Source organism: Butyricimonas synergistica DSM 23225 (assembly GCF_000379665.1).
Lineage (GTDB): Bacteria > Bacteroidota > Bacteroidia > Bacteroidales > Marinifilaceae > Butyricimonas > Butyricimonas synergistica.
Genome location: NZ_KB903367.1, coordinates 278,657 through 290,570, shown reverse-complemented (window position 1 = coordinate 290,570; position 11,914 = coordinate 278,657). Strand labels below are relative to the sequence as shown.

At 45.6% G+C, this 11,914-nt stretch carries 13 protein-coding genes; 4 read left to right on the top strand and 9 right to left on the bottom strand.

Features of this window, described 5'->3' with window-relative positions:
• The first annotated feature begins 420 nt into the window (after nucleotides 1–420).
• From A3CY_RS0113640 to A3CY_RS0113625, 4 genes are all read left to right on the top strand, one after another.
• On the top strand, nucleotides 421–2,013 hold the full coding sequence (locus A3CY_RS0113640; RefSeq protein ID WP_018338488.1) for a thiamine pyrophosphate-dependent enzyme: 1,593 nt from the start codon (nucleotides 421–423) through the stop codon (nucleotides 2,011–2,013).
• A gap of 118 nt (nucleotides 2,014–2,131) precedes the next feature.
• Nucleotides 2,132–2,719 carry an indolepyruvate oxidoreductase subunit beta gene (locus A3CY_RS0113635; RefSeq protein ID WP_026207664.1) on the top strand — a complete coding sequence of 196 codons (588 nt, stop codon included), beginning with the start codon at nucleotides 2,132–2,134 and terminating at the stop codon, nucleotides 2,717–2,719.
• A 274-nt stretch (nucleotides 2,720–2,993) separates the two neighbouring features.
• Complete coding sequence (locus A3CY_RS0113630; RefSeq protein ID WP_018338486.1) at nucleotides 2,994–3,296, top strand: GNAT family N-acetyltransferase; 303 nt, start codon at nucleotides 2,994–2,996, stop codon at nucleotides 3,294–3,296.
• An 11-nt stretch (nucleotides 3,297–3,307) separates the two neighbouring features.
• A complete protein-coding gene (locus tag A3CY_RS0113625) occupies nucleotides 3,308–3,523 on the top strand; it encodes a (4Fe-4S)-binding protein (protein WP_018338485.1) in 216 nt (71 codons plus the stop codon).
• Between the two features lie 72 nt (nucleotides 3,524–3,595).
• On the opposite strand, the gene A3CY_RS0113620 is transcribed toward A3CY_RS0113625, so the two are convergent.
• The 9 genes from A3CY_RS0113620 to A3CY_RS0113580 form a co-directional block, all read right to left on the bottom strand.
• Nucleotides 3,596–4,396: a metal ABC transporter permease gene (locus A3CY_RS0113620; protein WP_018338484.1), complete on the bottom strand. Its 801-nt coding sequence runs from the start codon at nucleotides 4,394–4,396 to the stop codon at nucleotides 3,596–3,598.
• A gap of 60 nt (nucleotides 4,397–4,456) precedes the next feature.
• The gene (locus tag A3CY_RS0113615; RefSeq protein WP_018338483.1) at nucleotides 4,457–5,212 is read right to left on the bottom strand and encodes a metal ABC transporter ATP-binding protein; all 756 of its coding nucleotides are present in this window, start codon (nucleotides 5,210–5,212) and stop codon (nucleotides 4,457–4,459) included.
• Nucleotides 5,213–5,215: 3 nt separating this feature from the next.
• Nucleotides 5,216–6,094 carry a metal ABC transporter solute-binding protein, Zn/Mn family gene (locus A3CY_RS0113610; protein WP_018338482.1) on the bottom strand — a complete coding sequence of 293 codons (879 nt, stop codon included), beginning with the start codon at nucleotides 6,092–6,094 and terminating at the stop codon, nucleotides 5,216–5,218.
• Entirely contained in the window at nucleotides 6,091–6,573 is a 483-nt protein-coding gene (locus A3CY_RS0113605) for an S-ribosylhomocysteine lyase (protein ID WP_018338481.1), read from the bottom strand. The genes A3CY_RS0113610 and A3CY_RS0113605 overlap by 4 nt, the downstream gene beginning before the upstream one ends.
• 3 nt (nucleotides 6,574–6,576) lie before the next feature.
• On the bottom strand, nucleotides 6,577–7,272 hold the full coding sequence (locus A3CY_RS0113600; protein ID WP_018338480.1) for a 5'-methylthioadenosine/adenosylhomocysteine nucleosidase: 696 nt from the start codon (nucleotides 7,270–7,272) through the stop codon (nucleotides 6,577–6,579).
• 6 nt (nucleotides 7,273–7,278) lie between these two features.
• Nucleotides 7,279–7,917, bottom strand: a complete 639-nt coding sequence (locus A3CY_RS0113595) for an MBL fold metallo-hydrolase (RefSeq protein WP_018338479.1) — start codon at nucleotides 7,915–7,917, stop codon at nucleotides 7,279–7,281.
• A 100-nt stretch (nucleotides 7,918–8,017) separates the two neighbouring features.
• On the bottom strand, nucleotides 8,018–9,091 hold the full coding sequence (locus A3CY_RS0113590; RefSeq protein WP_018338478.1) for an MBL fold metallo-hydrolase: 1,074 nt from the start codon (nucleotides 9,089–9,091) through the stop codon (nucleotides 8,018–8,020).
• 186 nt (nucleotides 9,092–9,277) lie between these two features.
• The gene (locus tag A3CY_RS0113585) at nucleotides 9,278–10,174 is read right to left on the bottom strand and encodes a YitT family protein (protein ID WP_018338477.1); all 897 of its coding nucleotides are present in this window, start codon (nucleotides 10,172–10,174) and stop codon (nucleotides 9,278–9,280) included.
• Nucleotides 10,175–10,178: 4 nt separating this feature from the next.
• The gene (locus tag A3CY_RS0113580; RefSeq protein ID WP_018338476.1) at nucleotides 10,179–11,882 is read right to left on the bottom strand and encodes a glutamine--tRNA ligase/YqeY domain fusion protein; all 1,704 of its coding nucleotides are present in this window, start codon (nucleotides 11,880–11,882) and stop codon (nucleotides 10,179–10,181) included.
• Between the last annotated feature and the right edge of the window lie 32 nt (nucleotides 11,883–11,914).

The following is an 11,914-nucleotide window of genomic DNA, read 5'->3' as shown; positions in this document are numbered from 1 at the left end:
AACGATTTATTATATCGGTCAAACATAATACTTAATCAGTTGGTAAAAATATCCGTCAACTCCAATTCAAGGGCACTAATATACAAAAAAACATAAAACAAACATAAGAAAACTTTTATTCCATACTGCAAAAGTAGGAAAAATAATTTATCCGGACTTCCGTTTAAAAAATTTGCTCTTGTTAAATATTAATACTAACTTCGTCGCAAATTAAAATCGAAAACGTTTTAAAAATTAGCGTGATGTACGATCCATCGGAGTATTATTTCGTTCTGGCCTACATCGTGGGTGTTTTAAAATTATTCGGGGGACTATAAAAAATCGCCCGGGAATCGTTATTTCCGACAAATTATTTCTGCAACGCACGGTTGCATTTGACGAGAAGAAAACAAATAACTTAAAATCAATAATCTTTTTACTATGCAAAAACAACTATTACTAGGTGTTGAAGCTATTGCACAAGGTGCCATAGACGGAGGTATATCCGGCGTGTTCGCGTACCCGGGAACCCCTTCAACAGAGATCACGGAATACATTCAAGAATCGAAACAGGCTATCGCCCGCAACGTTCACAGAATGTGGTCAGCCAATGAAAAAACGGCTATGGAAACCGCACTAGGTATGTCTTATGCTGGCAAAAGAGCCTTAGTATGTATGAAACACGTGGGAATGAACGTGGCTGCCGACTGTTTCATGAATGCCGCTATCACCGGGGCCAACGGGGGTATGGTAGTTATCGCTGCCGACGACCCATCCATGCACTCTTCTCAAAACGAGCAAGATTCCCGCATGTACGGTAAATTTGCTTTAATTCCAATCCTAGAACCTTCCAACCAACAAGAAGCATACGACATGACTCGTTATGGTTTCGATTTGTCGGAGAAGTTGGGCACCCCGGTATTATTAAGAATCACAACCCGTTTGGCTCACTCCCGCGCCGGAGTTGAACCTCGTGAGGCACAGGCTGAAAACGAGATGCGCTTGCCGGAAGACAAACGCCAATTCGTGCTTCTTCCCGCTATCGCTAGAAAGAGATACAAATTACTGTTAGACAAACAAATCGCATTCGAAGAAGAGTCTGACAATTCAGCTTATAACAAATATATCGACGGCGCTGACAAATCCACGGGAATCATCGCTTGCGGAATCGGTTACAACTACCTGATGGAAGTATTCGGAGGTAATTGCCCCTACCCGGTAGTGAAAGTAAGCCAATACCCGCTCCCGAGAAAAATGATTACCAAGTTAGCCGAAAGCACAGAGAAATTGCTTGTACTCGAGGAAGGCTATCCTATTATCGAGGAAGCGTTGAAAGGTTACCTGGAAAAAGAATGCGTACACGGACGTTTGGACGGAACACTCCCGAGAGATGGAGAATTGAATCCCGACCATGTGGCAAAAGCATTTGGGCTTTCGTCTGTTGAAGGCGCCCCGGTTCCTGAAATCGTAGCTCCTCGCCCACCAGCCCTTTGCGTGGGATGTAGCCACAGGGATGTGTATGCAGCTTTGAACGCTGTCGTTGCCGAATACCCGAACGCTCGCGTGTTCTCTGACATCGGTTGCTACACGTTAGGTGCACTTCCTCCATTCCAGGCTATCAACTCTTGCGTTGACATGGGAGCTTCCATCACGATGGCGAAGGGTGCTGCTGACGCAGGGTTGTTCCCAGCCGTTTCAGTGATCGGCGACTCAACATTTACTCATTCCGGTATGACCGGTCTGTTGGATGCCGTGAACGAGAAAGCAAATATCACCATCATCATTTCGGACAACGAATCCATCTCCATGACCGGAGGACAAGAGTCATCCGCTCTCGGACACTTGGAAGCAATCTGTAAAGGTATCGGTGTTGAGCCGGAACACATCCGTGTACTGCTTCCCGTACCGAAGAACCATGACGAATTGTGCAAGATCATCCGTGACGAAATCGAGTACAAGGGGGTATCTGTCATCATCCCGAGAAGGGTATGTGTCCAAAAAGCCTCCAGAGACGCCAAGAAAAAGAAAAAATAAATTGATCTAAACATTCAGTGATTTAATGATTTATGATTCAGAGATTACTATTATAAATATGAATCACGGAATCGGAAATCACCTAATCACAGAATTATTAAATTTAAAATTCAAAATTATGAAGACAGATATGATATTAGCGGGTGTAGGCGGACAAGGTATCCTTTCCATTGCTGCAGCACTGGGGTCTGCCGCCCTCAACAATAACCTGTACATGAAACAAGCGGAAACTCACGGAATGAGCCAACGCGGAGGTGATGTACAGTCTTTCATGAGAATCTCCGACAAACCGATATTCTCTGACCTGATCGCCAAAGGAACTGCCGACATCATCCTTTCGGTAGAGCCCATGGAAGCGTTGCGCTATTTGCCCTTCCTGAAACAAGGCGGATACGTGGTAACCAACTCTACCCCATTTATCAATATCCCGAACTACCCGGAAGAAGCTACTTTGATGGCAACATTAAAAGCACTTCCCCACCAGGTAATCATCGACGCAGACAGTATCGCTAAAGAGGCTGCCGGAAACGTTCGTGCCAGCAACTTCGTGATGTTGGGTGCCGCTTCTCCTTTCATCGAAATTCCTTTCGAATACCTCGAAAAAGGTATTACTGCCATCTTCGAACGCAAAGGAGCCGATATAGTGGAAATGAACCTCAAGGCATTGCGTGCCGGACGTGAATTCGCACAAAACTACATTAAATAATCGGATCAATGATGGGGTGCCAAATCAGTTTGACACCCCATCTATTTTACAAAAGCCCTCCCCCTTCCCGGTTAGCAACATTTTTTCTTTATCACTCCTGCTTACAGGAAATTTCAGTTGTCGCAAAATTTGCACCAACCGCTACTGACGGTAAAACATATCAGGTAGAACACTATACTCTTGAGATGTCAAACACCATAAATTCGCAAGCGAAACTAAAACAAAATCCACATCTCACACGTTTAATTTACATTAAACATTAAAATTCAAGGTTATGACAGAGGATTATGAATTAAAAGATGATGTACACCGTCAACAGTATGAGTTCCGCATCGGTAATTATACACCCAAAATAGAGTATATAAAATCAATCAACGGAGAAATTTATCTCACCCACACGGAAGTACCGCACGAACTGGAAGGCAAAGGCATTGGAAGCCAGCTTGTAGAAAAAACGCTTCAAGATATTGAACGCCAGGGATTGCGTCTGGTACCACTTTGCCCCTTCGTGGCTGCCTATATCAAAAAGCATCCCGAATGGAGGCGCATTGTCATGAGAGGTATAAACATCAAATAAATCAAAACAACATGGACAAGAAAATTGAATACACGAACGGAGAGTTAACTATCATCTGGCAACCCAGTATTTGCCAACATTCAGGTATTTGCGTCAAAACACTACCCAAAGTATATAACCCGCAAGAACGTCCCTGGATAAAAATTGAAAATGCAACAACGGAAGAACTAATCGCACAAATCAAAAAATGTCCTTCCGGCGCATTGAGTTACCGGATGAATAAATAAGGTGCCAGAAGTCCATAAAGTCTATTGTTCAAAGCCATAACAACACGATAGACTTTATAATCTAATTCAGAATTATTTACGTCGCCGCAGGACATAACAAACAATAAAAATCAACAGGAAGCAAAGAACAATCGTTGCCCCAGAAGGTAGTTTCAATGCCGCAGATGCAAAAAGTCCGATGATAGACCCCCCGCAACTGACGATCGTGGAGAGTACCAACTGCTTCGTGAAGTTCTTGTAAAACATTCCGGCTATCGCTTGTGGCATTGTTAAGTAAGAGATCACAAGAATAATCCCCGCCAATTTCATGCATACTACAATACACAAAGCTATCAATGCAGTTATACCAACCTCCAATCCATTTAAAGCTACAAAATGAGTCCGGCTGTATTCTTTATCAAAAGCGACATAAAACAAGGGGCGATAAAACTTCGCAAAAAACAAGATAATCGCCAAGCATAGGACTCCGGACAAAATCACCTGTTCTCCCGTCACCGTGAGTATATTACCGAACAAGTATGATAGTAAATTAGGAGCGTATCCCGGAGTTAAATAAATGAACAACACTCCTATCGCCATTCCTGCCGACCAAAAGATCCCGATCAATGAATCTTCTTTAAACCGCTTATTATCCGAAAGGTACAATATACAAAATGCGGCAGCTAAAGCAAACACGGCAGCCCCAAAAAGAGGTGACAAACCCAAGAAATAAGCCAAGCCCAAGCCCCCAAAAGAAGCGTGCGTGATTCCCCCACTGATGAAAACCATACGTTTCGCAACAATATACGTCCCGATCAATCCACAACTCACCCCGATCAATATCGTGCACAATATTGCATTCTGAAAAAAATCGTATCTTAATAATTCAAACACTTTGGTAATTTTAGATTTACAATTTTAGATTCCTATCACACGAAAACCTGCTTTTCTTTTTCAATTTTCAATTGATTTATCGTGATTCAACAGCACCCTATGTGGTACCGTTCCATGAGAGATCAGTTCTATCGGGCAGTTGTATAACTTCAACTGTTCCGGAGTAATCAAATTCGACTCGTGGTAATGCAATCCCCGGTTCACGCAAGCAATGGTCTTCACGTAAGAACAAATAGTTCCCAAATCGTGCGAAACCATCACGATGCTCATTCTCTCATTCAATTCTTTTAACAAAGAATAAAACTCAATCTCGAAATTAGAATCCACGTAAGTGGACGGCTCATCCAATATCAGTATTTTCGGGGAGGATATAATCGCCCGACACAAGAACACCCGCTGCATCTGTCCCCCGGAAAGTTCCCCGATCGATCGGTTCTTATACTCTCCCATTCCATACTTTTCCAGAATCTCTTCCACCTTCACCCTGTCTGCTTTCGTGTAAGAACGAAATATCCCTTTCTCGGACATCAACCCCGACATCACGACTTCCTTCACGCTGATCGGGAAACGGGCATCAAACTTACTATTCTGGGGCAAATACCCAAACAGTGATTGTTTTGATGTATGATAAACAATTTTTCCGGAAAAAGGTTTTATCAACCCGAGTATAACCTTCAATAACGTTGTTTTCCCTCCCCCGTTCGGTCCGATAATCCCGATAAAGTCTTTCTCCCGAATCGCCACATTCACTCCCTGCAACACGGTTGTCTGCTCGTACCCCGCCGAAATATCCTTCAATTCCAGAATTTCTTTCATCGGTTATTTCATTTTTTGTTCTATAATCTGAAGCAACGATTCCATCTCTTTTTTCCAATCCGCATTCAACGGATCGATAGCAATGACCTCTCCATCAATCTCCCGGGCAACCGATTTAGCATTTGCCACGTCAAACTGATTTTGAATAAATACAATCTTTATGCCTTTTGCCCGACAGGTATCGATCACCGATTTGAGATGTGTCGGGTTAGGTTCTTTTCCTTCATCCTCGATTGCGATCTGTTCCATCCCGTAATCTTTAGCAAAATAGGTAAGTGCCGGGTGGTATATCAAAAAAGTCTTATTCTGCTTTGCCGGAATAATCCGCCGGGCTTCTGCGTCAACGCTGTCAATCTCTTGCTTGAACTGCATGAGATTCTTCTCAAATTCAGCCTTCTTCTCCGGGAACTTTTCAGACAATACTTTACATATCGTCTGAGCCATCATCTCCGCGTACTTTGGCGACATCCACACGTGAGGATCAAAATTAGCCGCGTGGTCATGCTCATGGCTACCATGATCGTGGTCGTGGTCACAAGCCCCTTCTTCCAGATTCATCCCTTCGGATTGCTTCACAAGTTGAATATGTTTCTCCTGCTTCTCCAAAAAAGGATACAAGTTGCTTACCTCGAATGGCAGGTATCCCACGGCAAAATAGATAGAACTATTATGCAAAGCCTTCAATTGCTCGGTATTCAGGTCACTCACGGCAGGATTGGCTCCTGGGGGAATCATCACGTTCACATTCACGAGATCCCCCGCAATACGCTCCACGAAATAACGCTGAGGCAAAATGCTCACGCTGATCGTTTTCTCCCTATCCTTGTTCTCTCCACAAGCCCACAACAAGACTACCGAAATCAAAAATATTCCTATTTTCATTCTGCCGGGTATATCAAATTTTTCTCCTCAATCACATCCAGTACCTCTGTCAGGTATTTTGCCGCCTCGTATTTCGCCATCGGCAAATTATGTAACAAATAATTTCCACAATCCTTTGCTGCCACACCGGGCACTTCGCCTTCAAAATCACGAATAAAACGGAAGGTCTCCCGCATCAATTCCACGATATCACGAGAGGTCAAATTCCCTTTCATCAAAAAATAATTGCCCGTGCAGCATCCCATTGGTCCCCAGAAGATAATCTTATCGCCCCACGTCGGGTGATTTCGCAAATAAGTAGCGGCAAGATGCTCTATCGTGTGCAACTCACCCTGCCCCAGCACGGGTTCCCGGTTAGGTTCTTTCATGCGTATATCAAACGTCGTGATCACGTCATCCCCCACGTAATCTTTACGGGACACGTAAATTCCTCGTAACAGGCGAAGGTGGTCTATTGTAAAACTAGGTATCTTTTTCATATTCTATTCTTCAGACAAAACGGTAATTAGCTTTCTGATCATCTCGAAAGAACGCTTGGGTGCCTCTTCCCAGAAATTCAAGTATTGATTGTAATGATCTTTCACTCCCGGCGTGTCGCTGATAATACGATAACTCAAGAACGAGACACCACACAAGTAACACACTTGCGCGATAGATGTCGATTCCATGTCTACCGCCAGACCTTCCGGGAAACGCTTTTTAATTTCGATCAACTCCTCCTTGTCCGTCACGAAGCGATCTCCACTGCAAATCAATCCCCCGTAGACATTCCCGTCATGCTCGACGGATAAAGCCTGTTCGTACAACTTCTTATCCGAAACAAAACGAGCTGGCAATCCCTGCACCTGCCCGTACTCGTTTCCCTCGCCGCACCACACGTCGTGGTAAACCATATTCTCCCCGATCACGATATCCATTACCCGAGTCAACGGATCAATTCCTCCGGCAACTCCAGTGTTTACAATCACATCCGGGGCATATTCCCGGATCATCTCTATCGTCCCGACTGCTGCGCATACCTTACCGATACCGCTTTTCGCCAGCACAACTTCGACCTCTCCCATACGTCCTTCCGTGAAAGGGATACCCCGCAGTAAACGTTCTTTTCCCCCGCTAAGTAAAGATTTTACCAGACCGTATTCTTGGGTCATGGCTACAATTATACCGATCTTCTTCATCTTCTTTTATTGAAAAAATGGATTCATACGCTTCTCTTCTCCTATCGTGGTAAAACCTCCGTGTCCCGGAATTACCCGAACATCATCCGGCAACACGAACAATTTCTCCCGGATGCCATTGAGCAACTCGTTCATATCTCCCCCGGGCAAATCTGCACGTCCTATACTTCCCTGGAACAGTACGTCTCCGGCTACAAGCAATTTATCCCGCTCGCTATAAAAACAAATCCCGCCCGGGGAATGTCCCGGCACGTGGATCACTTTCAAGTCCGAATGTCCGAATTTCACGGTATCCCCGTCACGCAGGTACTCGCCCAATGCCGGAGGAGGCGTTATACCCCGTATTCCTAACATGGCAGCATACTTCTCCGCATCTTCCACCCAGAAAGCATCTGCCTCATGAGCCCGTGCCGACAACCCGTACTCGTCCAGCATAAAATTATTCCCGAAAATATGGTCTATATGCAAATGCGTGTTCAACAACGCCACCGGCTTCAAATGATTTTCTTCCAGAAAACCTTTCAACCGTTGTCCTTCCTCTTTCGTGAAACAACCGCAGTCAATGACCACTGCTTCCCCCGTCTCGTCATATAACACAACCGTGTTCTCCTGCCATGCATTATTAGCAAATACTTTTATCTTCATCTCTCGTGTATTTTATCTATGCAAAAATAGTACAAAAACGCGAGATAGAGAAAAAAATGCAAAGCTCAGTAATCATGAAATATACATGATAAACTTGCCATCATTCCACGTCAGAATCCCGGATAATTTCCCCGATCGTCGGGACAATCACCTCGCTAGAAGTATGCTCTTTCATTTTCAAGGCATTCTTCACGGGTTCATCCCAAGGGTGTTTCGCCAGAGCGTATTTCGAATGATGTACAGTCAACACTTTTTTCGCTCCTAAATCTTTGGCAATCTGCGCCAAGTACAACGGCATCACGTGAATATACTTCCAATCTTCATTATACTGCCCGTTCTCGATAACGGCGAGATCGATTCCCGGGAAACGCTTGCCAATCTCGGCAAAATGGGTATCATATCCCCCATCCCCGCCCATGTATATCTTCCGCGACGGACTTTCCACGAGAAAAGATGCCCATAGCGACTGGTTGGAAGACATTCCCCGCCCCGAGAAATGGCGTGCCGGCAGACAATGAATCGTAAACCCTTCGTCCAACCGGGCATCTTCAAACCAATCCAGTTCCACGATACGTTCCTTGTCAAATCCCCAGTACTCGAAATGTTCCCCAACTCCCAACCCGCAAACCACCTTTCCAATCCGGTCTTTCAACGCCACCACGGTATGGTAGTCCAAATGATCCCAGTGGTCATGCGAGATTACCAGATAATCAATATCCGGCATATCTTCCGGTTTATAAATATCCGTTCCTTGAAAAGGCTTATTAATAAACGACACGGGCGAAGCCATACAAAACACCGGGTCGACCAATATTCTTTTCCCGTCCGTTTGAATAAGATAAGAAGAATGCCCAAACCACACAACCACGTTCTCCTCCAAAGGAATAGCCCGCAATTCTGTCTTCACGGCTGGGACTGCTTTTTCCGGTCGCAACCCCTCTATTCTACGGAATAAAAAATCAATCATCGCCCCGACACGTCCATTGTCGGAGGTAATCATAACGGTTTCGTGCAAATTTTGGAACTGCCCGTCCCGGTAATGAGGCGAACGCTTGATCCGTTCCAAACGTTCTCCCCGGGGAAGCCTGCCAAAACTCGGTTGATTCACGAAAACCAATACACCTGCGACAATAACCGCAATAACAACCAATACAATCCAAATTATCATACGCATTCTATATCTTTTTAATGACCTCATATCATCCCTTCTGAACTACAAACAATATGCCATTTGTCATTCTTCCCCGACAATCTCCACCTCCTCTAGAAAAAGAGTATAAAAAACAAGGTCCATAAAGAAGCTTCTCCGCAAAGGCAGCCACTTTATAAACCTTATGAACCTTATAAACTTTACGAACTCCTACGTTCGCAACGTGTCGAATCCCCGACCGTACACTCCCATAACGGTATTCATCGTGAGGAAGGCATCCGGATCTGCCAATTTCGTTACACGCATGATATTTTGCATTTCACTCTTTCGAGCCACCACGATCAACATCTTGCGAGCCTCTCCCGTGTACCATCCCTGGCAATCGACCACGGTAACACCCCGCTTCAAATCACGAGTAATCAAATCGGCAACTTCCTTGTACTTCATCGAAAAAATTAAAAACTGCACGGACTGCATTTGTCCCGTGAACACGAGGTCAATCGTGTACGAGTTGACTCCCATCACCACGTAACCGTAAATGATCGTGGCGATCTTTGCCGTCGGGTCTACCGTCGTATTTTCCCCGATAAAATAACTACAACCGATAATAAACACGTCGATGTACATGATAATCTTACCGGGACTGATATTCCGGTATTTGTTGATAATCATTGCCACGATATCCGTACCCGCCGTACTGCCTCCGTTGGTAAGCGAGATACCGATACCCGCACCGCACATGATACCGGAAAGCACCGCGCACATGAATTTATCTTCCAGCAACGGCTCGTGTATCAAATTCTGGAACACGCTCAACAGGAACGAACTCATGAAGATCGCGTATATCGTCTTGAAGCCAAACCGGGGTCCCAGAATCTTAATTGCGATCGCCACCAACAGAAAGTTGATCACGAAATAGCTATACCCGATAGGAATCACCTCCCCGGAAAGGAAATAAATAATTGTCGAAATACCGGTCACGCCACCGCCTACCATACGGTGTGGCGCTAAAAATGCGGTAACGGCAAAAGTATAAATCAGCAAACCGAACGTGATCAACAAATACGCCCGGACTTCCGCTGCAAACTTATCCCTAGTAATTTTCATTGTATTAATTATTTTGCTTTGCCCATGTATCCTTTAACCCCACTGTCCGGTTGAACACCAGCGCGCCGAGCTTAGAATCCTTATCCACACAGAAATATCCCAAACGCTGGAACTGGAAACGATCGCCTTCTTTGGCATCCTTCAAACTCGGTTCCAACTTACACCCTTTCAAAACCCTCAATGAATTCTCGTTCAGGAACTCCTTGAAATCGATATCCTTGTGTCCGGCAGGATCCGGGTCTTTGAACAAACGGTCGTACAAACGTACCTCCGCTTCTATCGCATCAGGAGCAGACACCCAATGAAGCGTTCCCTTCACCTTCCGGTTACTTGCCGCACCGGTACCACTACGAGTTTCGGCATCATACGTGCAATGAATCGTGGTGATATTCCCATCCGCATCTTTCTCCACGCTCCCGCACTTCACGATATACGCACCTTTCAACCGTACCTCGTTACCAATCGTCATCCGGAAGAACTTCTTCGGGGCAACCTCCATGAAATCATCCCGCTCGATATACAACTCCCGGGAGAAAGGCACCATTCTCGTTCCGGCAGCCTCATCCTCCGGGTTATTCTCGATCTCCACCTGCTCGGTCTGTCCCTCGGGGTAATTATCGATGACCACTCGAACCGGGTCGAGCACAGCCATGACACGAGGAGCGATCTTGTTCAAATGCTCCCGCGCACAGAATTCCAGCAATGCCATATCCACCACGATCTCCCGACGCGCCACACCGACCTTCTCGGCAAAAGCACGAATGGATTCCGGCGTGTACCCGGCACGGCGCAAAGCCGTGATTGTCGGCATACGGGGGTCATCCCACCCGGCAACAATACCTTTCTGCACCAACTCCAACAAACGACGTTTGCTCATCACCGTGTAACTCAAATTACGGCGGGCGAACTCGATCTGGCGAGGACGATAGTCTGTGTCAAACAACTGATCCAAAAACCAATTATATAACGGGCGATGCACCTCGAACTCCAAAGTACAAATAGAATGGGTAATTCCTTCTAAATAATCGCTTTGCCCATGTGTAAAGTCATACATCGGGTAAATACACCATTTATCTCCCGTGCGATGATGTGCCACGTGCATAATCCGGTACAGGATAGGATCGCGCATCAACATATTGGACGAAGCCATATCGATCTTGGCACGCAACACTTTCTCGCCTGCCTGAAACTCGCCTGCCTTCATCCGGCGGAACAAGTCCAAATTCTCTTCCGGCGTCCGATCCCGGTAAGGACTGTTTACTCCCGGCTCTGTCGGTGTCATACGCTGCGCACTAATCACCTCTGCCGGCTGATCGTCCACGTAAGCCTTCCCGTCCATAATCAACTTCTCCGCCCAATCATACAGCTGCTGGAAATAATCTGAAGCGTAATGCGTCTCGCCCTCCCACTGGAAGCCCAACCATTGAATATCTTGTTGTATGGAATCGATATACTCTACATCCTCCTTCGAAGGATTTGTATCATCAAAACGCAGGTTGCACTTGCCGTTGTACTTGGCAGCCAACCCGAAATTCAAGCAAATAGAGGTCGCGTGCCCGATATGCAAATAGCCATTCGGCTCCGGCGGGAAACGCGTGTGTACCCGACCGCCGTTCTTTCCCTCGGCCAACTCCTCCTCAATAATCTGTTCGATGAAGTTCAACGATTTACCTTCACCTTCTTCTTCCACGAGATAATTCTTATCCATACTGAAAATTTTATAACATATTCGGCTGCAAA